This window comes from Brevundimonas sp. Soil_N_31 (assembly GCF_057655995.1).
The window spans coordinates 68,828-92,055 of the sequence record NZ_JBDGLE010000006.1 but is presented as its reverse complement, the minus strand read 5'-3'; the positions used below and the strand labels follow the sequence as shown (position 1 = coordinate 92,055).

General features: G+C 68.8%; 28 protein-coding genes, 1 tRNA gene and 1 other RNA gene. 19 read left to right on the top strand and 11 right to left on the bottom strand.

Annotated features, from left to right (window positions below; all coding sequences use genetic code 11):
* Positions 1 to 162: 162 nt before the first annotated feature.
* Both AC3A3G_RS11285 and AC3A3G_RS11280 read right to left on the bottom strand, forming a co-directional pair.
* Entirely contained in the window at positions 163 to 957 is a 795-nt protein-coding gene (locus tag AC3A3G_RS11285) for an SDR family oxidoreductase (protein ID WP_487488226.1), read from the bottom strand.
* Positions 954 to 1,250: a 4a-hydroxytetrahydrobiopterin dehydratase gene (locus AC3A3G_RS11280; RefSeq protein WP_191743950.1), complete on the bottom strand. Its 297-nt coding sequence runs from the start codon at positions 1,248 to 1,250 to the stop codon at positions 954 to 956. The genes AC3A3G_RS11285 and AC3A3G_RS11280 overlap by 4 nt, the downstream gene beginning before the upstream one ends.
* Positions 1,251 to 1,374: 124 nt before the next feature.
* On the opposite strand from AC3A3G_RS11280, the gene AC3A3G_RS11275 reads away from it, so the two are divergent.
* The 3 genes from AC3A3G_RS11275 to AC3A3G_RS11265 are packed head-to-tail and all read left to right on the top strand — an operon-like array spanning position 1,375 to position 4,255.
* Entirely contained in the window at positions 1,375 to 2,160 is a 786-nt protein-coding gene (locus AC3A3G_RS11275) for a class I SAM-dependent methyltransferase (RefSeq protein WP_487488225.1), read from the top strand.
* Positions 2,148 to 3,731 (top strand): 2-polyprenylphenol 6-hydroxylase, encoded by a 1,584-nt coding sequence (gene ubiB, locus AC3A3G_RS11270; RefSeq protein ID WP_487488224.1) that lies wholly within the window; start codon positions 2,148 to 2,150, stop codon positions 3,729 to 3,731. Before AC3A3G_RS11275 ends, ubiB begins: the two co-directional genes overlap by 13 nt.
* A 20-nt stretch (positions 3,732 to 3,751) precedes the next feature.
* Positions 3,752 to 4,255, top strand: coding sequence for a hypothetical protein (locus tag AC3A3G_RS11265; protein WP_487488223.1), 504 nt, complete (start codon positions 3,752 to 3,754; stop codon positions 4,253 to 4,255).
* Here the strand turns inward: AC3A3G_RS11265 and arfB are convergent, their stop codons facing one another.
* The 6 genes from arfB to AC3A3G_RS11235 all read right to left on the bottom strand — a co-directional run bounded on the left by arfB (position 4,256) and on the right by AC3A3G_RS11235 (position 9,048).
* Positions 4,256 to 4,657, bottom strand: coding sequence for an alternative ribosome rescue aminoacyl-tRNA hydrolase ArfB (arfB, locus tag AC3A3G_RS11260; RefSeq protein WP_487488222.1), 402 nt, complete (start codon positions 4,655 to 4,657; stop codon positions 4,256 to 4,258).
* Positions 4,654 to 5,112: a YaiI/YqxD family protein gene (locus AC3A3G_RS11255; protein ID WP_453986530.1), complete on the bottom strand. Its 459-nt coding sequence runs from the start codon at positions 5,110 to 5,112 to the stop codon at positions 4,654 to 4,656. The genes arfB and AC3A3G_RS11255 overlap by 4 nt, the downstream gene beginning before the upstream one ends.
* A 154-nt stretch (positions 5,113 to 5,266) precedes the next feature.
* Positions 5,267 to 7,207: a threonine--tRNA ligase gene (gene thrS / locus AC3A3G_RS11250; RefSeq protein ID WP_487488221.1), complete on the bottom strand. Its 1,941-nt coding sequence runs from the start codon at positions 7,205 to 7,207 to the stop codon at positions 5,267 to 5,269.
* On the bottom strand, positions 7,204 to 7,452 hold the full coding sequence (gene yidD / locus AC3A3G_RS11245; RefSeq protein ID WP_412876343.1) for a membrane protein insertion efficiency factor YidD: 249 nt from the start codon (positions 7,450 to 7,452) through the stop codon (positions 7,204 to 7,206). Before yidD ends, thrS begins: the two co-directional genes overlap by 4 nt.
* An 80-nt stretch (positions 7,453 to 7,532) precedes the next feature.
* Positions 7,533 to 8,018 carry an iron-sulfur cluster assembly scaffold protein gene (locus AC3A3G_RS11240; protein WP_487488220.1) on the bottom strand — a complete coding sequence of 162 codons (486 nt, stop codon included), beginning with the start codon at positions 8,016 to 8,018 and terminating at the stop codon, positions 7,533 to 7,535.
* A gap of 205 nt (positions 8,019 to 8,223) precedes the next feature.
* Positions 8,224 to 9,048 (bottom strand): tetratricopeptide repeat protein, encoded by an 825-nt coding sequence (locus AC3A3G_RS11235; protein ID WP_200166382.1) that lies wholly within the window; start codon positions 9,046 to 9,048, stop codon positions 8,224 to 8,226.
* A gap of 89 nt (positions 9,049 to 9,137) precedes the next feature.
* On the opposite strand from AC3A3G_RS11235, the gene AC3A3G_RS11230 reads away from it, so the two are divergent.
* Positions 9,138 to 10,520 carry a leucyl aminopeptidase family protein gene (locus tag AC3A3G_RS11230; RefSeq protein WP_487488219.1) on the top strand — a complete coding sequence of 461 codons (1,383 nt, stop codon included), beginning with the start codon at positions 9,138 to 9,140 and terminating at the stop codon, positions 10,518 to 10,520.
* 80 nt (positions 10,521 to 10,600) lie between these two features.
* Positions 10,601 to 11,401 carry a C40 family peptidase gene (locus AC3A3G_RS11225; protein WP_487488218.1) on the top strand — a complete coding sequence of 267 codons (801 nt, stop codon included), beginning with the start codon at positions 10,601 to 10,603 and terminating at the stop codon, positions 11,399 to 11,401.
* Between the two features lie 78 nt (positions 11,402 to 11,479).
* Here the strand turns inward: AC3A3G_RS11225 and AC3A3G_RS11220 are convergent, their stop codons facing one another.
* On the bottom strand, positions 11,480 to 12,202 hold the full coding sequence (locus tag AC3A3G_RS11220) for a c-type cytochrome (protein ID WP_234287597.1): 723 nt from the start codon (positions 12,200 to 12,202) through the stop codon (positions 11,480 to 11,482).
* 132 nt (positions 12,203 to 12,334) lie between these two features.
* On the opposite strand from AC3A3G_RS11220, the gene AC3A3G_RS11215 reads away from it, so the two are divergent.
* Positions 12,335 to 13,057: a 3-deoxy-manno-octulosonate cytidylyltransferase gene (locus tag AC3A3G_RS11215; protein WP_487488217.1), complete on the top strand. Its 723-nt coding sequence runs from the start codon at positions 12,335 to 12,337 to the stop codon at positions 13,055 to 13,057.
* A gap of 32 nt (positions 13,058 to 13,089) precedes the next feature.
* Here AC3A3G_RS11215 and nudC read toward each other — a convergent pair whose 3' ends face one another.
* The gene (gene nudC / locus AC3A3G_RS11210; RefSeq protein ID WP_487488216.1) at positions 13,090 to 14,007 is read right to left on the bottom strand and encodes an NAD(+) diphosphatase; all 918 of its coding nucleotides are present in this window, start codon (positions 14,005 to 14,007) and stop codon (positions 13,090 to 13,092) included.
* A gap of 71 nt (positions 14,008 to 14,078) precedes the next feature.
* Here nudC and ffs point away from each other — a divergent pair.
* From ffs to AC3A3G_RS11195, 3 genes are all read left to right on the top strand, one after another.
* An RNA gene (ffs, locus tag AC3A3G_RS11205) (signal recognition particle sRNA small type) lies at positions 14,079 to 14,172 on the top strand.
* 356 nt (positions 14,173 to 14,528) lie between these two features.
* Entirely contained in the window at positions 14,529 to 14,927 is a 399-nt protein-coding gene (locus tag AC3A3G_RS11200) for a DUF3597 domain-containing protein (protein WP_368923492.1), read from the top strand.
* Between the two features lie 57 nt (positions 14,928 to 14,984).
* Positions 14,985 to 16,922, top strand: coding sequence for a DNA polymerase III subunit gamma/tau (locus tag AC3A3G_RS11195; protein WP_487488215.1), 1,938 nt, complete (start codon positions 14,985 to 14,987; stop codon positions 16,920 to 16,922).
* Between the two features lie 41 nt (positions 16,923 to 16,963).
* Here the strand turns inward: AC3A3G_RS11195 and AC3A3G_RS11190 are convergent, their stop codons facing one another.
* Entirely contained in the window at positions 16,964 to 17,578 is a 615-nt protein-coding gene (locus AC3A3G_RS11190) for a malonic semialdehyde reductase (protein WP_125900417.1), read from the bottom strand.
* A gap of 174 nt (positions 17,579 to 17,752) precedes the next feature.
* Between AC3A3G_RS11190 and AC3A3G_RS11185 the strand changes: the two genes are divergently transcribed.
* The 10 genes from AC3A3G_RS11185 (at position 17,753) to AC3A3G_RS11140 (ending at position 23,215) form a co-directional block, all read left to right on the top strand.
* Complete coding sequence (locus AC3A3G_RS11185; protein WP_003166260.1) at positions 17,753 to 18,082, top strand: YbaB/EbfC family nucleoid-associated protein; 330 nt, start codon at positions 17,753 to 17,755, stop codon at positions 18,080 to 18,082.
* A complete protein-coding gene (gene recR / locus AC3A3G_RS11180) occupies positions 18,082 to 18,684 on the top strand; it encodes a recombination mediator RecR (protein WP_289648097.1) in 603 nt (200 codons plus the stop codon). Before AC3A3G_RS11185 ends, recR begins: the two co-directional genes overlap by 1 nt.
* A gap of 65 nt (positions 18,685 to 18,749) precedes the next feature.
* A complete protein-coding gene (locus tag AC3A3G_RS11175) occupies positions 18,750 to 19,964 on the top strand; it encodes a DNA recombination protein RmuC (protein WP_289648098.1) in 1,215 nt (404 codons plus the stop codon).
* A 93-nt stretch (positions 19,965 to 20,057) separates the two neighbouring features.
* Positions 20,058 to 20,486: a hypothetical protein gene (locus AC3A3G_RS11170; protein ID WP_234287598.1), complete on the top strand. Its 429-nt coding sequence runs from the start codon at positions 20,058 to 20,060 to the stop codon at positions 20,484 to 20,486.
* Positions 20,487 to 20,496: 10 nt separating this feature from the next.
* Entirely contained in the window at positions 20,497 to 20,940 is a 444-nt protein-coding gene (locus tag AC3A3G_RS11165; protein ID WP_200166399.1) for a hypothetical protein, read from the top strand.
* Positions 20,937 to 21,134 (top strand): helix-turn-helix transcriptional regulator, encoded by a 198-nt coding sequence (locus AC3A3G_RS11160; RefSeq protein WP_003164157.1) that lies wholly within the window; start codon positions 20,937 to 20,939, stop codon positions 21,132 to 21,134. Before AC3A3G_RS11165 ends, AC3A3G_RS11160 begins: the two co-directional genes overlap by 4 nt.
* A 37-nt stretch (positions 21,135 to 21,171) precedes the next feature.
* Positions 21,172 to 22,125 (top strand): TraB/GumN family protein, encoded by a 954-nt coding sequence (locus AC3A3G_RS11155; protein ID WP_234287599.1) that lies wholly within the window; start codon positions 21,172 to 21,174, stop codon positions 22,123 to 22,125.
* 95 nt (positions 22,126 to 22,220) lie between these two features.
* Positions 22,221 to 22,295, top strand: a tRNA-Gly gene (locus AC3A3G_RS11150).
* A gap of 215 nt (positions 22,296 to 22,510) precedes the next feature.
* Positions 22,511 to 22,693: a hypothetical protein gene (locus tag AC3A3G_RS11145; protein ID WP_234287600.1), complete on the top strand. Its 183-nt coding sequence runs from the start codon at positions 22,511 to 22,513 to the stop codon at positions 22,691 to 22,693.
* Positions 22,694 to 22,786: 93 nt separating this feature from the next.
* A complete protein-coding gene (locus tag AC3A3G_RS11140; protein WP_200215553.1) occupies positions 22,787 to 23,215 on the top strand; it encodes a TadE/TadG family type IV pilus assembly protein in 429 nt (142 codons plus the stop codon).
* Positions 23,216 to 23,228 lie beyond the last annotated feature (13 nt).

Below are 23,228 nucleotides of genomic sequence, written 5' to 3'. Positions count from 1 at the left end.
CCTTTTCCATTCCCCTTCCATTGCCCTTTCGTCATCCTCGGGCTTGACCCGAGGATCGAGTGTGGCGGCGCGACTCTGACAGTCGGGCGTCGAATGGGAGGATGGCCCGATCCTCCGATCAAGTCGGAGGATGACGGAGAATGTGGGCTGGGCCCGCGCCGCCTACTGCGCCGTCAGCCCGCCGTCGATCTTGAACTCGGCGCCGGTCACGAACTTGGACTCGTCCGAGGCCAGGTAAAGCACGCAATAGGCCACGTCGTCCGGCTCGCCGATGCGCTTCAGCGGGATGCCCCGCGCCAGCTTTTCGTGCGCGCTGGCCTCGTCCCCGCCCGCCATGGCGACGAAGGGATCGAGGATCGGCGTCTTGATGAAGACTGGGTGCACCGAGTTGGCGCGTACGTTCCAGCCCGCCTTGGCCGCTTCCAGCGCCACGGTCTTGGTGTAGAGCCAGACCGCCGCCTTGGTGGCGTTGTAGGCGCCCATGCCCGGCGCCGCCGCCAGTCCCGCGATGGATGAGATGTTGACGATCGACCCCGCGCCCGAGGCTCTGAGCGGCGCCATGGCGTGCTTGCAGCCCAGCATGACTGATTCCAGATTGATCGCCTGGACCTTGCGCCAGTTCTCCAGCGTGTCCTGCTCGGCCCACAAAAGCTGGCCGCCGATCCCGGCGTTGTTCACCAGGATGCTGAGCCCGCCCATGTCCTGAACCGCCGCGCCGACGACGCGGACCCAGTCGTCCTCGCGCGTGACGTCGTGCTCATAGGCGAAGGCCATGCCGGGGTGGTCGGCGTTGATCGTTTCGGCCAGGGCCCGCGCGCCGTTCAGGTCGACGTCGCTGAGGGCCACCTTCGCGCCCTCGCGGACCAGCATCCGCGCCATCGCCTGGCCCAGACCCCCGGCCGCGCCGGTGATCAGCGCCGACTTGCCCGCGACGCGGCCCGGTCGGGGGGCCGTCACTCGACCTGGCCCTTGACCGCCGCGTCGATGAAGCGGGCCATCGCCACGTCGCGCTCCGTCACCCCGTCGGCGTCATGAGTGGTCAGCAGCACCTCGACGCGGTTGTAGACGTTGGACCATTCAGGATGATGGTCGACCTTGTCGGCCAAGAGGGCGACGCGGGTCATGAAGCCGAAGGCGGCGTTGAAATCGGCGAAGCGCAGGGTGCGCGCGATGGCCGGGCGCGGGTCGTCGGCGCGGCGCCAGTCGGGCAGGCCCGCCAGAACTTCGGTCACGTCGAGGGCGGCGGTCATGGGCGTCTCCTTGGATTTTGTTCAGGCGTATCGCGCGCTCCGTGACGCGACAAGCCGCAAGCCTGCGTCAGATGCGACGCTTCCCCGGATGACGGCGGCGACGGGAGGCGTTACACCCCCATCCATGACCCAGGCCGATCCCTCCTCCGACGCTTCCGGCAAGACCTCCTCCTTCGGCTTCCGCGACGTGGACGCCAAGGAAAAGGTGCAGATGGTGCGCGGCGTGTTCAACTCCGTCGCCTCCAACTACGACCTGATGAACGACCTGATGAGCGCGGGCGTGCACCGCATCTGGAAGGACGCCACGGCGGCCAAGCTGAACGTCCGGCCGGGCGAGGTGGTGCTGGACATGGCCGGGGGCACCGGCGACATGGCCCGCCGCTATTCCAAGATGGCCCGCGCGGCCCAGGACCGGCGCGGGGGCGAGGACGCCACCGTCATCGTCATGGACTACAACGCGGAGATGATCCTGAACGGCGTGGCCAAGGGCGGCGAGCCCGAGATGGCCTGGGGCGTCGGCGACGCCATGCACCTGCCGCTGCCGGACGCCTCGATCGACGCCTATTCGATCAGCTTCGGCATCCGCAACGTGGCCGACATTCCGCAGGCCCTGCGCGAGGCGCGTCGCGCGCTGAAGCCGGGCGGCCGCTTCATCTGCCTGGAGTTCTCGCGGCCCACGACGGGCGCGCTGAGGAAGGCCTATGACGCCTGGTCCTTCCACGCCATTCCGCGCATCGGCCAGCTGGTCGCCAAGGACCGCGATTCCTATCAGTATCTGGTCGAGAGCATCCGCCGCTTCCCCGATCAGCAGACGTTCAAGCGGATGATCGAGGAGGCGGGCTTCAGCCGCGTCAGCGTCACCAATCTTTCGGGCGGGATCGCCGCCATCCACCACGGGTGGGCGATCTGAGCCGGTTGACCTTCAACGCCCCGCCGCCGACGCCTCAGGCCCAGCCGGTCCGCCATCCGGTGGGCGCGGCCTTCCGCATGGTCCGCTGGGGCTGGGTGCTGGCGCGCCACGACGCCCTGATCCCGCGCGAGGCCAACCCCCTGTTGCCCGCCTGGGGCCGCCCGTTCGCCCGCCTGATCCAGATGTTCGCCAGCCGCAAACATCGCGCCGGGCGGCCCGGCCAGCGCGTCGGCCAGGCCTTCGAGCATCTCGGCCCCGTCGCCATCAAGCTGGGCCAGGTGCTGGCCACCCGCGCCGACATCTTCGGCCTGCAGTTCGCTCAGGATCTGGGGCGTCTGAAGGACAAGCTGCCGCCCTTCCCGCTGGAGGAGGCCAAGCGCGAGATCGAGCGTTCGCTGGGCCGCCCGGCCGAGAGTCTGTTCATCGATCTGACCGAACCGATGGGCGCCGCTTCGCTGGCCCAGGCGCACCCGGCCTGGCTGGCGGACGGGCGCAAGGTGGCGGTCAAGGTGCTGCGCCCCGGCGTCGAGCGCCGCGTAGCCCAGGGACTGGACGCCATGCGTCTGGGGGCCAAGCTGGTCGACCGCTTCGTCGAGCCCGCGCGGCGGCTGGAGCCGCGCGCCTTCGTCGAGATCATCGCCCAGTCGCTGCAGCTTGAGCTGGACATGCGGCTGGAGGCGGCCGCCGCCTCCGAACTGGCCGAGGTCATGGCCAAGGACGGCTATATGTCCGCCCCCGCCGTCGTCTGGGACGGGGTGGGCAAGCGGGTGCTGACCCTGGAATGGGCGCCGGGCCTGCCGATGACCGACCCGGCGCTGGTCGACCTGCCGGGCCTCGACAAGGACGCCCTGGCTGACAAGGTGGTGCGCGCCTTCCTGGTTCAGGCGCTGGACCACGGCGTCTTCCACGCCGATCTGCACGAGGGCAATCTGTTCGCCGACGCGCCCGCGCAACTGACGGCCATCGACTTCGGCATCGTCGGGCGGCTGGGCCCGGCCGAGCGCCGCTACCTGGCCGAGATCCTGTGGGGCTTCATCAGCCGCGACTACGACCGTATCAGCCGCGTCCATTTCGAGGCCGGATACGTGCCACCGCACCATTCGGTCGACACCTTCGCTCAGGCTCTGCGCGCAGTCGGCGAACCGGTGATCGGCCGCCAGGCCAGCCAGGTGTCGATGGGCCGCCTGCTGGGCCAACTGTTCGAGATCACGGCCCTGTTCGACATGCATATGCGGCCCGAACTGGTGCTGCTGCAGAAGACCATGGTCTCGGTCGAGGGGGTGGCGCGCCGCCTCAACCCCGATCACGATCTGTGGGAGGCCGCCAAGCCGGTGGTCGAGCGCTGGATCAAGCGCGAACTGGGACCGCAGGCTCAGATCAAGGAGACGGTCGAGGAGGCGATGGCCGCCCTCAAGGCCCTGTCGCGTCTGGTGCAGAACCCGCCGCCGTCTCAGACGTTGGTGATCGAGAAGGCCGGAACGCGGCCCTGGGTGGTCGCCGCCGTCACCGTCGCCGTATGTGTGTCGGCCGCCGCCTTGGTGCTGACGCTTTGGCCGATGATCGTCGCCTGACGTTTCTTCGGAGCCTGCGCATGAAGACCCTTTCGCTGACCGCCGCCCTGATGGGGGCAAGTTTGCTGGCCGTTCCGGCCCTGGCACAGGCTCAACAGGCGCCCGCCCGTCCGGCGACCGGATCGGGCGCGGCTGCGGCCACCCTGCCGGGCGCTTTCGAGGGCGACGCCGCCCCGGCTCGTCCGCAGACCGCGCCCGCCGCGCCTGCAACCACGACGGCTACAGCTCCGGACATCGCTCGCTCGGAAGAGGCCCTGCGCGCCGTCATCGCCGCCATGCAGTCCGGTCAGATCGACTACGCGGTCTTCACGCCCGACCTGGCCCAGCAAATCCGCGCCCAGTCCGGCCAGGTGGCTCCGTTGATCCAGCAGTTCGGCCCGTTGAAGTCGATCTCGCACCTGGACCAGCAGAACGGCGCCGACGTCTTCCGCGTCGTGTTCGACAAGCAGGCCACGGACTGGATCATTGGCTTCAATGACGAAGACCTCATCGCCGCCCTGCTGTTCCGCCCCGCCGAGGACTGATCAGTCCAGCGACGGCTTGCCGCGTCCGCTCTTGATCGAGGATCGGCTGGACTTGGCCTGCAGCCGACGCTCCTTCGACGCGCGCGTCGGCCGGGTCGGCACGCGATAGACCGGCTTGATCGAGGCTTCGGTCACCATGGCCTCCAGCCGTTCGATAGCGTCGGCCCGGTTGCGCTCCTGGGTGCGGAAGCGCACGGCGCTGATGACGATCACCCCGTCCAGCGTCAGGCGGCTGCCCGCCAGCTTCATCAGCCGCGCCTTCACCGGCTCGGTCAGGCTGGGCGAGTTCTTCACGTCGAACCGCATCTGCACGGCGGTCGAGACCTTGTTGACGTTCTGCCCGCCCGGCCCCCCGGCGCGGAAGAAGCGGAACTCCAGCTCGTCTTCAGGAATGCGGCTCATGACGCCTCTCTGCGCGCCCGCACGACGGCGGCGTCCAGCGCCTGCAGGAAGCGCGAGCGGTCGGCGGCGGAGAAGGGCGGCGGTCCGCTGGTCGGCACGCCCATCGAGCGCAGATGCTCGCCGATCATCCGCCCGGCCAGGGCCGAGCCGATGGAGTCCGCCGTGAACGGCTGGCCGTTCGACTTCAGCGCCTGAGCGCCGGATTTCAGCACCCGGTCGGCCAGCGGGATGTCGGCGGTGATGACGATGTCGCCGCGCTGGGCGCGCTCGGCGATCCAGTCGTCGGCTGCGTCCGGCCCGGCGTCGACGACCACCTGTTCGATCAGCGGTTCGCGCGGGGTGTTGATCCAGGCGTTGGACACCACGAAGACCTTCAGGCCGCAGCGGCGGGCCACGCGATAGACCTCCTCCTTCACGGGGCAGGCGTCGGCGTCGATGTAGAGGGTGGTGGCCATGACAGGCTTATGGCGCCTTTTCCTCCCCATTTCATGGGGAGGGGGACCACGAAGTGGTGGAGGGGCCAGCACGACCGACAGCCCCTCCGTCACGTCGCCTTACGGCTCCGCGCCACCTCCCCACGCAGTGGGGAGGAGAAACGCGCGTTCAATCTTACGCCACGCCGTCGCGGATGCGCTTCAGATCCGGCGCCAGGGCCTCGTCGGTCAACAGGGCGATGGCCTCATCCACCGTGACGATGGTCTGGGCCTGTGAGCCGAAGCGACGGATGGCGACCTTGCCTTCCTCGGCCTCCTTGCGGCCGACCACGGCGATGGCGGGCACCTTGGCGACAGAGTGCTCGCGGATCTTGTAGTTGATCTTCTCGTTGCGCAGGTCGATTTCGGTGCGCAGGCCCGCCGCCCGGAACTTGGCCAGAACCTCCTGCGCATAGCCGTCGGCGTCGGACGTGATGGTCGCCACCACGGCCTGCGTCGGCGCCAGCCACAGCGGGAAGGCCCCGGCGTAGTTCTCGATCATGATGCCGATGAAGCGCTCGAACGAGCCCAGGATCGCGCGGTGCAGCATGACCGGGCGGTGCTTCTGGCCGTCCTCGGCGATGTAGGTCGCATCCAGACGCTCGGGCAGGACATAGTCCAGCTGGATCGTGCCGCAGGTCCATTCGCGGCCGATGGCGTCCTTGACGATGAAGTCCAGCTTGGGCGCGTAGAAGGCGCCGTCGCCTTCGGTGACGACTGGTTCGGTCCCGGCGGCGCGGGCGGCCTCCAGCATCTGGGCCTCGGCCTTGTCCCAGAATTCCTCGGTGCCGGCGCGCAGCTCGGGGCGGGTGCCCAGGCTGATGTATTTGGTCTCCATGCCGAGGTCGGCGTGGACCGAATAGGCCAGCTTGATGAACTCCGCCGTCTCCTCGACGATCTGGTCCTCGCGGCAGAAGATGTGGGCGTCGTCCTGCGTAAAGCCGCGCACGCGCATCAGGCCGTGCAGCGAGCCCGACGGCTCATAGCGGTGGCAGGCGCCGAACTCGGCCATGCGCAGCGGCAGTTCGCGATAGGAGCGCTGGCCCTGATCGAAGATCTGCACGTGGCCGGGGCAGTTCATCGGCTTGAGGCTGAGCGTCTCGCCCTCGACCGTCTCGCAGACGAACATATTGGCGCGGTACTTGTCCCAGTGGCCCGAGGCCTCCCAGAACTTGCGGTCCAGCACCTGCGGCGTCTTGACCTCGACATAGCCTGCGGCGTCCAGACGGCGGCGCATATAGGCCTCCAGCACGCGCCACAGCACCCAGCCCTTGGGGTGCCAGAAGACCATGCCGCGGCCCTCTTCCTGCATGTGGAAGAGCTCCATGGCGCGGCCCAGCTTGCGGTGGTCGCGCTTCTCGGCCTCCTCGATGCGCAGCAGATAGGCGTCCAGATCCTCCTTGGTCGCCCAGGCCGTGCCGTAGATCCGCTGCAGCTGGGCGCGGTTGGAATCGCCGCGCCAATAGGCGCCGGCCAGCTTGGTCAGCTTGAAGGCCTTGCCCACGAACTTGGTCGTCGGGAAGTGCGGCCCCCGGCACAGGTCGGCCCATTCGCCCTGTTTGTAGACGGTGATCGTCTCGCTCTCGGGCAGGTCGCGGATCAGCTCGGCCTTGTAGGTTTCGCCGACGCTTTCGAAGTGGGCGATGGCGGTGTCGCGATCCCAGACCTGACGCTCCAGCTGGGCGCCCCGGTCGATGATCTCGGCCATCTTCTTCTCGATCTTCGGGAAGTCGTCGGTCGAGAAGGGCTCGTCGCGGGCGAAGTCGTAATAGAAGCCGTCCTCGATCGCCGGGCCGATCGTCACCTGGGTGCCGGGGAACAGTTCCTGCACCGCCTGGGCCAGAACGTGGGCGGCGTCGTGACGGATGGTCTCCAGCGCCTCGGGATCGTCGCGCATCAGCAGGCGGAAGTCGCCGTTACCGTCGATGACGCGGTCCAGGTCGCGCTGCTCGCCGTTCCAGACGACCAGGGCCGCCTTCTTGGCCAGGGAGGGCGAGATGGCGGCGGCCACGTCGCGGCCCGTCGAGCCGGCCGGATACTGACGCACGGCGCCGTCGGGGAATTTCAGTTCGATCATGACGGTCGTTCTTTTTCGGTCTTGGCGGGCGGGACGGGATCATAGCCCGAACCGCCGAAGGGATGGCATTTACAGAGGCGCCGCACGGTGAGCCATCCCCCCCGCACCGGACCGTGCTGGATCAGGGCGTCGCGCCCGTAATCTGAACAGGTCGGCAGGAACCGGCACTGCTGGCCGATCAGGGGGGACAGCGTCAGCTTATAGCCCCGATGGGCCGCGCGGACGCTGCGTTCGTAGAGAGACATCGGTCCCTTCGCCGGGGGCTCTGTTTCGGGTTCGTCGCGCTTATCCCTCTTCACAGCAGGGGGATCAACCGACGCGCCGCTCAGGCCGCGCCGGCGAGGCGAGTTCGCGTATCGGTGTGGTGTTTGGCCAATGCTCGATTCTCTTGGGCCTGCTGCACCGCTTCCAGCGTCGCCTCCAGCGCCACCATGGTCGAGGCGTGGCGCGCGGGATAGTCGGCGACCTGCTTCAGGACGCGTAGGGCTTCGAAGCGGCCCTCGGGGCCGTCGCCGCCGGATTTCAGCATGGCCGACATGGCGTCGCGCGCGGCCTCGATCTCCTGAACCGAGGCGCCGAGGATGTTCTCCCCGACCACGCCCGCCGCCGCCTGACCCAGGGCGCAGGTCTTGACCGTCTGGGCGAAGTCGCCGACGCGGCCGTCGGCGTTCAGCGTCACATCGACGATGGCCTTCGACCCGCACAGCTTGGCGACCCGTTCGGCCGAGCCTTCGGGCGCAGGCAGGCGCCCGCTGTGCGGCAGGTTGGCCGCCAGCGACAGAATGCGCGCGCTGTAGAGGTCGTCGATCACGGGATGAAGATAGGCCTTCGCAGGCTGAAGGTGAAGAGAGGCAAGGCTTCTCCCTCCCCTTCATGGGGAGGGTGGTCGCGCAGCGACCGGGTGGGGAGGGCTTGGTGATCTGGGCTCTGCGCTTGAATAGCCTCGCCGCCCCCACCCGACTTCGCCCTTATGGGCTCAGCCACCCTCCCCATGAAGGGGAGGGAGAAGTCGCGTCCTACCCGTCCTGCAACGACGACCACGTCCGCGCGGTCGGCGACGCCTCAGTGAGGGCGGGGGCGACGGCGGGAGAGGGCGCCTGACCCGGCTGCATCCGCGCGGCCAGCCAGCGCAGGTTCTGGTCCGCCGCCTCGGGCGGCAGGTCGCGGCGCAGGATGGCCTCAGCCTCGGCGGTCTTGCCCTGCAGGCCCAGCGCCAGAGCCAGGTTCTGGCGCACCTGCAGACTGGCGCCCGGCTGGGCCGCCGCGCGGCGCAGCAGAATTTCGGCGGACGGGGCGTCGCCCTCGCCGATGCGGGCGATGGCGGCGTTGGTCAGGACGTCGGAGTTGTCAGGCGACAGACGCAGGGCCTCGTTCCAGGCGGCGCGGGCGTCGTCGGGGCGGCGCACCTGCTGATAGGCCACGCCCAGCAGCGACAGGGGCCGCCAGTCGCGCGGCGCGGCGGCCTTGGCCTGCTCCAGCGCGGCGATGCCGTAGAAGGCCTGGCCGCGCGCGATGTGGGCGCGGCCGACCTCCAGCATGGCCTCGACATTGGCGGGCTGGACGACCAGCACGCCCTGGGCCGTCTCGGCCGCCTGATCGAACTGGCCCAGTTCGCGCAGGGCCTGAGACAGCTTGACCCCTGCGACCGGGTCCATCGGATTGAGCTGCTGCTCCTGGGTCCAGAAGACCGAGCGGCTGAGGGCGTCGGCCCGGTCATAGCCCGCGCGCGTCGCGGCGTCGGCAGGGGCGCGGGCTGCGGGCGCGGTCTGGCTCAGGGCCGGGGCGGCGAGGGCCAGAAGCGTCAGGCTGACGGTTGCGGCGAGGGCGGCGTTGCGCGACATGGAAGGGGTCCGTGGCGGTTCAGCCTGTAGGGTCGCGCCGACGGGTCAAGGTTTGGTTAATCGGCGTTAAGCGTCGGAAAGGTCGCCCCATGTCCCCTCAGTCCGAACTGCTGATCGCCGTTTCCGCGACCGCGCGCCCGGTCCGCATCGTCAAGGCGGGCGCGGCGCTGGAGGGACGCATCGCCGCCTGGGCCGAGGCGAACGGCTTCACCGGCAAGGCGGGTCAGCTGCTGGTGGTCCCCGGCGCCGACGGCGCGCCGGAGCAGGCCCTGTTCGGCGCGGGCGAGGCCTTCGATCCCATGACGGCGCGCGGCCTGCCGACGCGCCTGCCTGCGGGCGACTGGCGGCTGGAGGGCGTCGAGGGCGAGGCGGCGCATTCGGCGGCCCTGGCCTTCGCGCTGGGGGGCTATCTGTTCGACCGCTACAAGGCCCGGCCCGAGCGCGGCCGCGCCCGTCTGGTCGCGCCGGACGGCCTCGACCTGACGGCGACGCTGAACATCGCCGCGGCCTGCGCCCTGACGCGCGAGATGGTCGATACACCCGCCGCCGACATGGGGCCGCTGCAGCTTGAGACCATCGCGCGTGAGATCGCCGAGGGCGCGGGCGCGAGCCTGACCGTCACCACCGGCGACGCCTTGCTGGAGGACAACTATCCGGCCGTCCACGCCGTCGGCCGCGCCGCTGCCCCGCATCGCGCGCCGCGCGTGCTGGAGATCGGCTGGAATCTGGACAAGACGGACCTGCCGTTGGTGGCTCTGGTCGGCAAGGGGGTGGTGTTCGACACCGGCGGTCTGGACCTCAAGCCCGCTGCCGGGATGCGCAACATGAAGAAGGACATGGGCGGCGCCGCCCACGTCCTGGCGCTGGGTCGGCTGATCATGCAGGCGGATCTGCCGGTGCGGCTGGTGGTGCTGGTCGCGGCGGTCGAGAACGCGGTGTCGGCCGACGCCTTCCGGCCGGGCGACATCCTGAACAGCCGCAAGGGCCTGACCATAGAGATCGGCAACACCGACGCCGAAGGGCGCCTGATTCTGGCCGATGTCCTGACGCGGGCGGGCGAGCATGAGCCGGACCTGACGCTGGACTTCGCCACTCTGACCGGGGCGGCGCGCATCGCTCTGGGGCCCGAACTGCCGCCGCTCTACACCGACGACGACGCCCTGGCCGAGGGCGTCTTGAGCGCCGGTCGCGCCGTGGGCGACCCCCTGTGGCGGATGCCGTTGTGGGCGGGTTATCGCGCTTCGCTGGACAGCGAGATCGCCGATGTGCGCAACGATTCCGCCGCCTGGGCGCAGGCCGGATCGGTGACGGCGGCCCTGTTCCTGCAGAAGTTCGCCCCGACGACGGGCAGTTGGGCGCACATGGACGTCTTCGCCTGGAACCCGCGCGCCCGGCCAGGCTGGCCCGAAGGCGGCGAGGCCCAGGCCCTGCGCGCCTGCTTCCGCTACCTCAGCGACAAATTCGTCAAATAGCCAAGGCTGTTAACGCCCCCTTCGGGATCGGCGCCTAGGGTGGGCGGCTCGAATTGTCCGAGCCGTCTAGAGACCGCCGCTTGACCGATGTCCTGGCCCTGCTGCCGCCTGGCGCGCCCCTGATCCTGCGGGACGGGGATCGCGTGGTGCTGGCCGAGCAGGCGCTGGAAGGCCTGATGCGGGCCGAGGCCTATCGCCGGACCGACCCCGCTCACTGTCGTCTGCCGGTCGCCGACATCGTCGCCGACGATGGTCAGCGCATCGACCAGCTGCTGTTCGGCGAGGCCTTCGACATTTTGGAGCGTCGGCAAGACCGCGCCTGGGGCCGCGCCCGCCGCGACGGCGTGGTGGGCTGGGTCTCGCTGGAGGCCCTGGCGTCCGGCGCGCCCCTGGCGACGCGCCGCGTCGCCTCCGTCTCCGCCGCCCTGCCGCTGAACGCCCTGATCGGCGACGATGCTCAGGGCCTGGCCGACAGCGACATGCAATCCATCGGCGCGTTCGAGCGCGACCTGGTCGCGGTGGCCGAGCGCCTGCTGGGCCGCCCGCACGCCCTGGGCGCCCGCTCCTCGCTGGAGACGGACTGCTCGGGCCTGGTGCAACAGGCGCTGCTGGCCTGCGGCCGGCCCGGCCCGCGCCGCGCCGCCGATCAGGCCGGTCTCGGCCGCGCCGTGTCGCGAGAGGACGCGCAGCGCGGCGACTTGGTGATCTGGTTGTCGCAGGCCGAGGGCGACTGGACCGGCCATTCGGCCCTGATGATCGACGCCGAGCGCATCATCCACGCGACGGGCGCGCGCGGCGGCGTGGTGGTCGAGACCCTGGCCGAGGTCGAGGCCCGCCTGACCGCCGACGGCTTCGCCTCCGCGATCTTCCGTCGGGTCTGAAACCCTAAAGCCTGATCCTGAAACGAAGAAAGGCGACCCGAAGGCCGCCTTTCCGTCGTCTGTCGTGTCCGCTCGCCCTTAGGCTTTCGGAGCCGGAGGCGTCGCCTGGGTCGCGGGGGCGTCGGCGGCGGGCGCCTCGGCCGGAGCGGCGCCGGCTTCCGTCGCGGCGGCGCCTTCAGCAGCCGGAGCTTCGCCTTCAGCAGCGGCCGGAGCGGCGGCGCCCGGCTGACGGGCGGGGTCCGGCGCCGGGATGGCGAAACCGGCCGAGCCTTGCGAGCGCAGCCAGGCGATCAGGTTGATGCGGGTCTTCTCGTCGCGGATGCCGGCGAAGGACATCTTGGTGCCCGGCACATAGCGGCCCGGCGCGTTGATGAAGTGATCCAGCTCGTCATAGTTCCAGGTCGGGGCTTCGGCCTTGTGCTTGGCCATGGCGTCCGAATAGGCGAAGCCCGCGCGGTGCATGGCGGGGCCGCCGACCACGGCGAACAGGTTCGGCCCGATGCCGTCGGCGCCGCCCGAATTGACGGTGTGGCAGGCCTGGCAGCGCGCGAAGGCGGCTTCACCGGCGGCCAGGTCGGCGGTCGGCAGGACCGTGCCCCAATCGATCGGCAGGGCGGCTTCGGCCGCGCCCGCAGCCGCTTCGTCCGGCGCGTCGACGAAGTAGCCCATCTTCTCGGGCTGCTTGGTCTGGTAGACCATGCCCGAAACCTGCTGGACCACCAGGATGGCAAAGGCGGTGCCCAGGCACGCGCCCATAATCTTGTTCCACTTCAGATCGCCGCTCATTCCGCGTCGTCGCATCCCGTCTCTAGATGAGCCCCCCGACCGCGAAGCGGCGTTCAGGCGTATTCTTGCGTGGGCGTCTCTTACACGCTAGCGCGACCTTCGCAACCGGCCCGGACGTTTCCGGGCGTTTCAGGACGCATGGCGACCATGAATCCTCTGATAATGATACCCGCTCGCATGGCGGCCACCCGTCTGCCCGGCAAACCCCTGGCGGACATCGGCGGCAAGCCGATGATCGTGCGGGCGTGGGAGCAGGCCATGGCCTCGGGCTTCCGCGTCGCCGTGGCGGCGGGCGACCCTGAGATCGTCTCGGCGGTGACGGCGGCGGGCGGGGAGGTTGTGCTGACCGATCCCGACCTGCCCAGCGGTTCGGACCGCATTCTGGCGGCGGCCCAGGCGGTCGATCCTGACGGCGTGCATGAGGTGGTCATCAACATTCAGGGCGACATGCCGTTCGCCTCGCCGGACCTGGCGAAAGCCTGCGCCGAGTTGCTGGCGCGCGAATCAGCCTGCGACATCGCCACCCTGGTCGCGGCCGAGGCGGACGTGTCGGACCGGACCAATCCCGATGTGGTCAAGGCGGTGCTGGCCTTGGCGGATGGCGGGACCAGCGGCCGCGCCCTCTACTTCACCCGCTCGACCCTGTACGGCGACGGCCCCGTGTGGCGTCACGTCGGCATCTACGGCTATCGCCGTGAAGCCCTGGCCCGCTTCTGCGCCGCCCCGCCGTCGCCGTTGGAGAAGCGCGAAAAGCTGGAGCAGCTGCGCGCCCTGGAGATGGGCCTTCAGATCTGGGCCTCGGTGATCGATGAAGCGCCGCTGTCGGTGGACAATCCAGCCGACCTTGAGGCGGCGCGCGCGTTGGCGTGACGCTCTTCCTTCTCCAACAAGGGGAGAAGGCTTTATTCCGCCGCCCAGCTTTCCAGCAGCCGCCGTGCGATGGCGTAGGGCGGCGGGGCGTGGATGGTCGGGTGCGTCTCATCCAGAACGGCGCGCGCTTCGCTGCGTGTCAACCAGGCGACGGCCTCCAACTCGGTCTGGTCGGGGGCGGCCTCGTCGGTCGTGACCTCGGCGATCAGGCCGATCATCAACTGAGCCGGGAAGGGCCAGGGTTGGCTGGAGTGGTAGCGCACGTCCGACACCGTCAGCCCCGCCTCCTCCATCACCTCGCGGGCGCAGGCCTCCTCGATCGCCTCGCCTGGCTCCATGAAGCCGGCCAGCGCCGACATCCGACCGGCGGGCCAGGCGGCCTGACGGCCCAGCAGGCAGCGCGGTTCGGCCCCGCACTTATAGACCGGCAACATGATGACGACCGGATCGACGCGCGGGAAATGCTCGGTCCCGCAGGCCGGGCAGACGCGCTTCCAGCCGCCGGACGCCTGATCCGTCGCCTTGCCGCAGGCGGCGCAGAAGCCGTGACGGCGGCGCCAGTCGAACAGGCTCTTGGCCGTGGCGGCGATGCCGGCGTCGGCTTCGGGCAGAACCACCGCCGCCTCGCGCATCTCGACGAAACGGCCCAGCCCCCCGGCCGGGCCGCTGGTCGGGTCGATCGAGCCTTCGAACTCGGCGGCGAAGACCGACGCCCCCTTCCACAGCCCCAGAAACACATCCCGGTCGCGCGCCAGATCGCGCGCATGGCCCAGCGACAGCCAGACCAGCCGTTCGGCGCCCTCATGGGTTTCGATCAGCGGACGGCCCTCCCACAGGATCATGGCCAGGGCTTCGGGATTGGCTTCCTGCTCGGCCAGCCATGCGGCGTCGTTGCGAAGGTCGCCGGAGCGGTCGAGCGGATTGCCGGAAAAGACGTTGCGATAGGGCATGACGCTTCATAGCCTTGAGCGCGCGTGCAGGGGAGGGCTTGATTCCCGCGCCGTCCGCCGTCATATCCCCTCTCGGAGATCGCGGGCGAAGGCTTCGCCAACCTGGTCAGGGCCGGAAGGCAGCAGCCACAACGAATTCCCCTTCGGGTCGCGGTCTCCACCTTTCCTGATTTTTTAGTGCGCTATCGTCGATCACGCGGTGATCGACTGCTTGAGCGCTTTTTTTGTGCGCTATCGCTCGTGACGCGGTCACTCGCTGCTTGAGCGCGCCGTCCCCTACATCTCCACCGCACCCGCATCTCCGCCGTCATCCTCGGGCTTGACCCGAGGATCGAGTTAAACGGCGTGCTCTGTCTTGCCGATGCCCCGCAGACAGATGGCCCGATCCTCGGGTCAAGCCCGAGGATGACGGCGAGGGAGGGGCGAACGGCGGCGTGGAAGGCCCGTCGTGCAAGCTTCACGGAACCGGGCCGCGCCTCATTCGCTGAAAGGGCTTCGATCCCCTCATCAGGAGCAGGCGAATGAGCATTCTCGGCAAGATTCTCGGCGGCGTCTTCAGGAAGAAGGAGGCCCCGGCGGCGACGCCCGCAGCCCCCGCGCCCGAAGCGGCGGCACCGACCCCGGCGCCCGCGCCCACCGCAGCCGCCGTCGCGCCCCAGCCCGCGGCCGAGGTCGATGTCGCCGGCATCCTCGACTTCATGAACGAGCAGCGCGCGCAGAAGCTGAACTGGCGCACCTCCATCGTCGACCTGATGAAGCTGATCGGCCTGGAATCCTCGCTGGCCGAGCGCAAGGAGCTGGCCGACGAACTGGGCTACACCGGCGACAAGTCGGACACGGCGAGCATGAATATCTGGCTGCACAAGCAGGTGATCCAGAAGATCCGCGACAACGGCGGCCAACTGCCCACCGATCTCTGAACCTCTCTGCGGCGCGAGGGGGTGCGCGACGGCGCCCCTTCGCGCTAAGACAGGACCATGAGCGACGCCAATCAGAGTCTCGATGGTCCTCCGTGGGAGGAAGACGCGCCCGAAGTCGAGGAGCGCGACCCCAACACCGACGACATGTTCGGCGCGCCGTCGCCTGCCGTGACACCAACCGAGGCCTTTGATCAAGCAGTCTCGGATTTACATGCAGCTGTTGAGATTCAGCGCGCTGCGGTTCAAGCATCAATGCTTCAAAGTGCTGAGGCGCTTGGAGGTGTCGCTGCTTCAAGGGAGGGGCCAGAAGCAGCAACTCCAACCGAAAGCGAGGCCTACACCGTCCTGGCCCGCAAATACCGGCCGCGCGCGTTCGAGGATCTGATCGGCCAGGAGGCGATGGTCCGCACCCTGACCAACGCCTTCGCCACCGGTCGCATCGCCCACGCCTTCATGCTGACCGGGGTGCGGGGCGTCGGCAAGACGACGACGGCCCGCCTGCTGGCCCGCGCGCTGAACAACGAAACCGAGACCATCGACAAGCCGTCCCTGGCCCTGAGCCCCACCGGGCGGCACGACGCCGCCATCATGGCGGGCCAGCACATGGACGTGATGGAGATGGACGCCGCGTCGCATACCGGCGTCAATGACATCCGCGACATCCTGGAAAGCGTCCGCTACGCGCCGGTCGAGGCCCGCTACAAGGTCTATGTGCTGGACGAGGTCCACATGCTGTCGACGCAGGCGTTCAACGCCCTGCTGAAGACGCTGGAGGAGCCGCCGCCCCACGCCAAATTCATCTTCGCCACCACCGAGATCCGCAAGGTTCCGGTGACGATCCTGAGCCGCTGCCAGCGCTTCGATCTGCGCCGGGTCGAGCCGGAGATTCTGGTCGGCCATCTGGGCCGCGTCGCCGAGCGCGAAGGCATGAAGATCGAGCAGGAGGCCCTGGCGCTGATCTCGCGCGCGGCCGAAGGGTCGGTGCGCGACGGCCTGTCGCTGCTGGATCAGGCGCTGGTTCAGGCCGAGCGCGGCGCGGTGGTCGAGACGGCCACGGTGCGCGACATGCTGGGTCTGGCCGACCGCACCCAGACCATCGCCCTGTTCGAACAGACGATGGCGGGCAAGACGGCCGAAGCGCTGACGACCTTCCGCACGCTCTATGGCTACGGCGCCGATCCGGTGCAGGTGGCCAACGACCTGCTGGAGCATTGCCACGCGGCCTCGGTCGCCAAGATGCTGGGACCGAACGCCACCCGCCTGCCCGGCGATCAGGCGCAGAAGCTGGCGGCCCTGGGCGCGGCCATCTCGGCCGGGACGCTGTCGCGGACCTGGCAGATGCTGCTGAAGGCGCTGGACGAGGTGCGGCGCGCGCCCAATCCGGCCGATGCCGTGGAGATGGCCATCGTCCGCTTGGCCTACGCCGCCGACCTGCCCAGTCCCGAAGACGCGCTGAAGGCGATCCAGTCGGGCGGCGTCCCCGGCGGCGGGGCTGGACCGCGCGGCGGCGGCTCCGGCAGCGGGGGCGGCGGCGCCTCGGCCATGTTGGCGACCCGCCCGGTTCAGGCGCCCGCCCTGCCGGACCCGCAAAGCTTCGAGGCCGTGGTCGCCCTGATCGGCGAGAAGCGCGAGATCACCCTGCAGATGGACGTGGAGCGCTACGTCCGCGTCGTCAGCTTCCGTCCCGGCGCCATCACCTATGAACCGGCCGAGGGCTCGCCCCACGATCTGGCGCGACGTCTGGCCGGGCGGCTCAAGGAGTGGACCGGCCGCACCTGGCTGATCGCCGCCAACGGACAGGGCGGCGGCGAGACCCTGATCGAGGTCGAGAAGAAGGCCCGCGCCGCCCGTCGCGCGGCGGTCGAGGCCGACCCCTTCGTGGTGTCGATCATGCAGGCCTTCCCCGGCGCCGAGATCAAGGAGATCGTCACCCTGGCCCCGGCCGTCGAGATGCCCGCCATCCCCGACGACGGCGAGGCGGGCGACGACGACTGAGGTCTCACCTCCCCGCCAAGTGGGGAGGAGGGAGATGCCGCTTACAGAATCTGGGCGGCTTCTTCGAAGTCGAGGCGAGGCGAGCGGGGGAACAGGTTCTCGTCCGTGCCGTAGCCCAGGTTCATGATGAAGTTCGGCTCGACATTGCTGTCGGGGAAGAACTCGGCCTTCACCCCCGCCGCGTCGAAGCCCGACATCGGACCCACGTCCAGACCCAGGGCGCGCGCGGCGATGGTCAGATAGCCGCCCTGCAGCGAGGCGTTGCGGAAGGCGGCCTCGCGGCGGCCCGCTTCTTCCGGGAACCAGTCGCGGGCGCCCGGCGCGTGCGGGAACAGCTTGGGCAGGGTCTCGTGGAAGTCGACGTCCTGGGCGATGATCAGATTGACCGGCGCGGCCAGGGTCTTGGCGCGGTTGCCTTCGGCCATGTGCGTCGACAGCCGGGCCTTGGCCTCGGGCGAGGTGACGAAGACGAAGCGAGCCGGGGTCATGTTGACCGCCGTCGGACCGAACTTGGTCAGGTCGTAGAGCTTGCGGATCAGGGCCTCGGGCACGGGGCGATCGCTCCAGCCGTTGCGCGTGCGCGCCTCGGTAAACAGCTGGGCCAGGACCGGTTCGGAGACCGGCATATCACGGGTCGGGAAGGCGTCAAAGGCCATCAGAGCTTCTCCAGAAATTGATTAGTAACTTCAAGTGTGGCTAATTAGGCGTGCGTCGCTGCGCCGTCAAGGGGATCGGCCACATAAGTTGTGACGGATGCGACGTCGCCGGGCGCGGCGCGCTTTCTTCGCCGGGGTCTGGAGCCGCGCGGCGCTTCGCCCTATCTAGGGGCTATGAAAGACCTCAACGCCCTGATGCAACAGGCCCAGGCGATGCAGCAGAAGCTGCAGGACGCCCAGGCGAAAATGGCCGAATCCACCGCCGAGGGCACCTCGGGCGGCGGCCTTGTCACCATCGCACTGAAAGGCCCTGGCGAGATCACCTCGGTGAAGATCGACGACAGCCTGATGGCCCCCGGCGAGGGCGAGATCCTGGCCGACCTGATCGTCGCCGCCCACGCCGACGCCAAGCGCAAGCTGGACGAGATCAACAACGCCTTGATGCGCGACGCCGCCGGGCCGATGGCCGGGATGAACATCCCCGGAATGCCGAAACTCTTCTGATGGCCGCCTCCGCCGGGCCGGAAATCGAACGGCTCATCAGCCTGCTGGCCAAGCTGCCGGGCATGGGTCCGCGCTCGGCCCGGCGCGCGGCGCTCGCCCTGTTGAAGCGGCGCGAGCAACTGCTGGTCCCGCTGGCCGCCTCGCTGGCCGAGACGGCGGACAAGGTCGTCAACTGCTCGGTCTGCGGCTCGCCCGATACGCGCGATCCCTGCTCGGTCTGTTCGGATCAGGCGCGCGACAACACCCTGATCTGCGTGGTCGAAGAGGCGGGCGCCCTGTGGGCCATGGAGCGGTCGGGCGCCTTTCGCGGCAAGTATCACGTGCTGGGCGGCCTGCTGTCGGCGCTGGACGGCGTCGGCCCGGAGCAGCTGCGCATCGCCGAACTGATCGGCCGCGCGAAAGGCGGGGAGGCGAGGGAGGTCGTCCTGGCCCTGCCCGCCACCGTCGACGGCCAGACCACGGCCCACTACCTGGCCGAGCGCCTGTCGGCGGCGGGCGTGCAGGTCACGTCTCTGGCCCGCGGCGTGCCCGTCGGCGGCGAGCTGGACTGGCTGGACGACGGCACCATCATTCAGGCCCTGCGCGCGCGACGCCCGGCCTGAAATTTCCCTCTCCCGATGGGAGAGGGTAACTTCCAACGGGCTCCGACTCCCGCTAGGAACGGAGCATGAACACGCTTGAGCTCATCCTGCTGATCGTCGCGCTCATGGCGGGCGGCGGTTTCCTGTGGGCCTTCATGGGCTGGCAGAAGACGAAGGGCGCGCTGGACGCCGCCGACGCCCGGCTGGAGCTGATGGAGGAGAGCCGCGATTCCATGGCCGAGTTCCTCAAGGCCCAGGCGTCGCAGTCGGCCGAGGCGGTGGCGACCAAGCTGGTCGCCCGCGCCACCGAAACCTTTCAGGTCCAGGATCGCGTCGCGCGCGAGCGGATGGAGGCCCAGCTCAAGCCGGTGTCCGAAACCCTGGCCAAGTTTCAGCAGCACGTCACGGCGCTGGAAAAGGCGCGCGCCGATGAGACAGGCGGGCTGAAGGAGCAGCTCAATCTGCTGATGGCCGCCTCCACCGCCACCCGCGACGAGGCGCGCCGCCTGACCGAGGCGCTGAAGGGGAACACCGGACGTCGCGGCCGCTGGGGCGAGCAGACCTGCCGCAATGTGCTGGAGGCGGCGGGCATGGCCGGCCGCTTCGACTTCGAGGAGCAGAACTCTTCGGCGACCGAGGAGGGCCGCCAGCAGCGCCCCGACTTCATCGTCAAACTGCCCGGCGGCGGCATGTTCGTCATCGACGCCAAGGTGTCCCTGGCCTTCCCTGACGAGGCGGACGGCGACGAGGAGGCCCAGGCCCGCGCCATGTCCCTGCGCACCGCCGCCAGCATGAAGACCCACGTGCGCCAGCTGTCGTCCAAGGCCTATCAGGACCAGTTCAAGCCCAGCCCCGACTTCGTCGCCATGTTCGTGCCCGGCGACGCCTTCCTGGCCGCCGCGCTGGATCACGAGCCGGACCTGATGACCACGGCCATGGCCTCGCGCGTGGTCATCGTCACGCCCACCACCCTGTTCGCCCTGTGCAAGGCCGTCGCCTACGGCTGGCGCGCCGAGGAGCAGGCCCGAAACGCCGAAGACGTCGCCAAGCTGGGCAAGGAGCTCTACAAGCGGCTGTCGGTCATGGGCGGCCACGCCGCTTCGGTCGGCAAGGCGCTGGACGCGGCGGTTTCCCGCTACAACCAGTTCGTCGGCTCGCTGGAAAGCCAGGTCATGGTCTCGGCCCGCCGTTTCGAGGATCTGAAGGTCGATCACGAGGGCAAGGAGCTGCCCGAACTGAACGCCGTCGAACAATCGCCTCGCGTCCTCAGCCGCCCGGAGTTGCTGAACGCCCCGGAGTGACGACTGCGTGTGACAAACATGCTTGACGCCCTGCGGCCGGGCTGTAAAACTTGCTTGTCAAATCAGTTTACGCGCGGCGAGCCTATGAAATCGATGAAACCTCTCGGCCTGAAAGGCGTCGCGGCCATGTTCGGCCTGGTGGTGCTGATCGGCTTCTTCGGCGGACTCGGCAGCGGCTTCCTGGCCGACCAACCCGGTACGGTGGCGTTCTGGACGACTGTCGCCTTCACCGCCGTCACGATGGCCGCCGTCCTGGGCGTGTCCTACTGGTGGTGGAGCCGTCTCGACGAGGCTGCGCGCGAGGCGCACAAATGGGCCTGGTACTGGGGCGGCAGCACGGGGATGTTGGTGGGTCTCGTCCTCATGCTGATGCTGACCACGCGCCCGGGCGACATCGTTCTTCCCGCCAGCCTGGGCGAGACGCCCGCTGATCTGGTCGCCGCCGGCATGATCATGATCTTGGGCTTCCAGCTCATCGGCTACGGCCTGGCCTGGGTCTGGTGGTGGCTGGGCCGTCGTTGAGGAGAATGCCGTGAGCGACAGCGCTTTCCTGGGCGACAGGCCCTTGGCCCGAACCGGTGTGTTGTTCCTGCTGAAGATGGCGGCGGGCGTCGTCTGGCTCGCCGGCGCCGCCTGGGGCGGCGCCTACCTGTCCAAGGGCGGCGACGCGCTGCCTTTGAAGGCGCTGGCCGCCGCCGCCGTGGTTCTGCCTGTCTTCGTCTGGATCGCCGTCCTTCGCCGACAGGCGGCGATCGATGAGCTGGAAGAGCGTTTGGCCTTGATGGCGCAGGCTCAGGGCGGCTGGTGGGCCCTGGCCTACGGCTCGACCCTGTTCGTCATCTCGAGCCTGATGGGCGATGGAGTCAGCCCTGTCATGTTGGCGACCCTGCCTGCGGGCGGTTTCCTGTTCGGCGAGGCGATGGCCCAGGTGGCGCGTTTCAACCTGTCGCGTCCCGGCAAGGAGAGACGCGCATGAAGAACCGCCTCAAGGTGCTGCGCGCCGAGCGCGACTGGAGCCAGGCGCACCTGGCCGACGAACTGGGCGTGTCGCGTCAGACGGTGAACGCGCTCGAGACCGGACGCTACGACCCCTCCCTGCCGCTGGCGTTCAAGATCGCCCGGCTGTTCCAGATGCCGATCGAATCCATCTTCATCGACGAAGAAGGCTGACGGCTGTTTCTTTTTTGCGACTCTTAGGAGCCTGACCATGATCCGCCGACTCTGGAGCCGCGCCGCCGCCTCCGTCTCCGCCGCCGCCCTGACCGCCGTCCTGCTGGCGCCGACGACGCCGGCTTTCGCCCAGGCCGCGCCCGCCGCCGCCGATCCGGCGGCCGTGACCGCCGCCCCGGCCGGGTCCGGCCCGCGCCTGTGGGTGGTCAAGGATGCGGATTCCACCCTCTATCTGTTCGGCACCGTCCATGTGCTGAAGCCCGAGACGCCGTGGGGCAGCGCCAAGCTGGACCGCGCCTTCGCCGGCGCCGACGAATACTGGTTCGAGATCGCCGATCTGAACGACGCGGCCGGCGCCGTGCCGATCATCCAGTCCAAGGGCGTGTCGCCCGACCGTCCCCTGTCCAGCCTGCTGACCGCAGAGGAACAGGCTGACCTCGACGCCGCCGCCCGCTCGATCGGCGCGACGGCGGCCCAGTTGGATCCGCTGCGTCCGTGGTTCGCGGCCCTGCAACTGGCCATGGCCAGCATCACCAAGGCCGGCTACCTGCCGCAGAACGGCGGGGACCAGGTGCTGCACGCCCGCGCCGCCGCGACCGGCAAGCCGATCAAGGGCTTCGAGACCATGCCCCAGCAGATCGGCTTCATCGCCGACATGTCGGAAGAGGCGCAACTGGCCATGCTGCGTTCGGGTCTGAAGGAGTTCGATCAGGCGCCGGAGTTCCTGGGCCGCATGGTCGGCGCCTGGTCGACCGGCGACGTGGATGGCCTGGACGCCCTGATCGGCCAGGAGATGAAGGCGGAATCGCCCGAGATGTACGAGGTCATGCTGACGCGTCGCAACACGGACTGGACCAATCAGATCGTGGCTATGCTGGAAGGCTCGGGCACGGCCTTCATCTCGGTCGGCGCCGGCCACCTGGCGGGGGCCGACAGCGTCCAGGCCATGCTGGCCAAGCGCGGCGTCACGGTCGAGGAAGTGCGCGACTGACCCATCGCGGTCTCTGTCAAAAAATCCAAAGGCCCGGTTCGCCGGGCCTTTTCTTTTGGCCCGCGCCCTATATCTTCGCCGCTCGCTTCGGCGACGCGGGTATAGTTCAGAGGTAGAACGTCAGCTTCCCAAGCTGAATGTCGCGAGTTCGATTCTCGCTACCCGCTCCAACACTTAGCTGGTCTTTTACAGGCGAGTTTTGTCGCCGGTTTTGCGCTTTCTTCCTCCGTTCGGCTTGGTCGATGTGCTGGATGGGTTCGTCGCGCTTCACGTACCGGTCGATAAGTCGCTCCACGCGGACCTCGCACCAGCCCATGACATCCGCGATTTCGCGAGGCGTTAGCTCTGCGCGATAGAATCTCGTTGCCGCCGTCCCTCTCAAGTCATGGAAGTGAAGCTCCTTGGCGCGCGCTTGATTGCAGAGTTCCAGGACGCGCTGAAGCCGGCGCCCAACGGCGACATCCTCCTGGCGTCCGTGAACTGCGTACTCCTGCTGATGTCGCTGATCATTGTCTTGGGTCGGTGGGAGTGGCGCGCGTACGCTCCGCTGCGTGACGCGACTTTGTGACGTCAATTTCAATCCTGGCCTGTGGTATTGAGCGCCTACATTCTCTCTTAAGTTGAATTGAAGCATCCTGTCGGCTCAATCAGGAGCCCAACGATGCAGAAGGCGTGTGGTTCTGGAGGGCGGGGCGTGCGGCGCGAACGGCGCGGCGCGGCCGCCATAGAGTTCGCCATCGTCGGCCCGTTTTTCCTGCTGCTGGTTATAGGCATGATCGTCTATGGCGGCTGGCTGTGGATGGCGCACTCCGTACAGGCGGCAGTGTCTGAAGGCGCGAGGGCCGCCGTCGCCGGACTGGATGCGGCCGAACGGGAAGGGCTGGCCCGCGACGTGGTCGCCGATCATCTGCGCGATCTGGGGCTGAGGAGCGGCGACGCAACGGTCGAGATCGATGCGGATGGTCGCTTCTTCCGCGTCGTAGTGGCCTATGACGCTGGACGGCATCCGTTGATGGCGCTGGCGCCGCTGACCGTGCCGCCGCCCAGGGTCATCCGCCGCACCGCCGTCATTCAGATCAGCGAGGCGTGATATGCTGAGACGA

What these genes read in the sequence shown, in the direction of transcription:
- AC3A3G_RS11280 (WP_191743950.1), bottom strand. Translation starts at nt 1,250, where the DNA reads ATGACCGCCGCCCTCGACGTGACCGAAGTTCTGGCGGGCCTGCCCGAC.
- AC3A3G_RS11275 (WP_487488225.1), top strand. Translation starts at nt 1,375, where the DNA reads ATGACCCAGGCCGATCCCTCCTCCGACGCTTCCGGCAAGACCTCCTCC.
- AC3A3G_RS11265 (WP_487488223.1), top strand. Translation starts at nt 3,752, where the DNA reads ATGAAGACCCTTTCGCTGACCGCCGCCCTGATGGGGGCAAGTTTGCTG.
- arfB (WP_487488222.1), bottom strand. Translation starts at nt 4,657, where the DNA reads ATGAGCCGCATTCCTGAAGACGAGCTGGAGTTCCGCTTCTTCCGCGCC.
- AC3A3G_RS11255 (WP_453986530.1), bottom strand. Translation starts at nt 5,112, where the DNA reads ATGGCCACCACCCTCTACATCGACGCCGACGCCTGCCCCGTGAAGGAG.
- thrS (WP_487488221.1), bottom strand. Translation starts at nt 7,207, where the DNA reads ATGATCGAACTGAAATTCCCCGACGGCGCCGTGCGTCAGTATCCGGCC.
- yidD (WP_412876343.1), bottom strand. Translation starts at nt 7,452, where the DNA reads ATGTCTCTCTACGAACGCAGCGTCCGCGCGGCCCATCGGGGCTATAAG.
- AC3A3G_RS11235 (WP_200166382.1), bottom strand. Translation starts at nt 9,048, where the DNA reads ATGTCGCGCAACGCCGCCCTCGCCGCAACCGTCAGCCTGACGCTTCTG.
- AC3A3G_RS11230 (WP_487488219.1), top strand. Translation starts at nt 9,138, where the DNA reads ATGTCCCCTCAGTCCGAACTGCTGATCGCCGTTTCCGCGACCGCGCGC.
- AC3A3G_RS11220 (WP_234287597.1), bottom strand. Translation starts at nt 12,202, where the DNA reads ATGCGACGACGCGGAATGAGCGGCGATCTGAAGTGGAACAAGATTATG.
- AC3A3G_RS11215 (WP_487488217.1), top strand. Translation starts at nt 12,335, where the DNA reads ATGAATCCTCTGATAATGATACCCGCTCGCATGGCGGCCACCCGTCTG.
- nudC (WP_487488216.1), bottom strand. Translation starts at nt 14,007, where the DNA reads ATGCCCTATCGCAACGTCTTTTCCGGCAATCCGCTCGACCGCTCCGGC.
- AC3A3G_RS11200 (WP_368923492.1), top strand. Translation starts at nt 14,529, where the DNA reads ATGAGCATTCTCGGCAAGATTCTCGGCGGCGTCTTCAGGAAGAAGGAG.
- AC3A3G_RS11195 (WP_487488215.1), top strand. Translation starts at nt 14,985, where the DNA reads ATGAGCGACGCCAATCAGAGTCTCGATGGTCCTCCGTGGGAGGAAGAC.
- AC3A3G_RS11190 (WP_125900417.1), bottom strand. Translation starts at nt 17,578, where the DNA reads ATGGCCTTTGACGCCTTCCCGACCCGTGATATGCCGGTCTCCGAACCG.
- AC3A3G_RS11185 (WP_003166260.1), top strand. Translation starts at nt 17,753, where the DNA reads ATGAAAGACCTCAACGCCCTGATGCAACAGGCCCAGGCGATGCAGCAG.
- recR (WP_289648097.1), top strand. Translation starts at nt 18,082, where the DNA reads ATGGCCGCCTCCGCCGGGCCGGAAATCGAACGGCTCATCAGCCTGCTG.
- AC3A3G_RS11175 (WP_289648098.1), top strand. Translation starts at nt 18,750, where the DNA reads ATGAACACGCTTGAGCTCATCCTGCTGATCGTCGCGCTCATGGCGGGC.
- AC3A3G_RS11170 (WP_234287598.1), top strand. Translation starts at nt 20,058, where the DNA reads ATGAAACCTCTCGGCCTGAAAGGCGTCGCGGCCATGTTCGGCCTGGTG.
- AC3A3G_RS11160 (WP_003164157.1), top strand. Translation starts at nt 20,937, where the DNA reads ATGAAGAACCGCCTCAAGGTGCTGCGCGCCGAGCGCGACTGGAGCCAG.
- AC3A3G_RS11155 (WP_234287599.1), top strand. Translation starts at nt 21,172, where the DNA reads ATGATCCGCCGACTCTGGAGCCGCGCCGCCGCCTCCGTCTCCGCCGCC.
- AC3A3G_RS11145 (WP_234287600.1), top strand. Translation starts at nt 22,511, where the DNA reads ATGGAAGTGAAGCTCCTTGGCGCGCGCTTGATTGCAGAGTTCCAGGAC.
- AC3A3G_RS11140 (WP_200215553.1), top strand. Translation starts at nt 22,787, where the DNA reads ATGCAGAAGGCGTGTGGTTCTGGAGGGCGGGGCGTGCGGCGCGAACGG.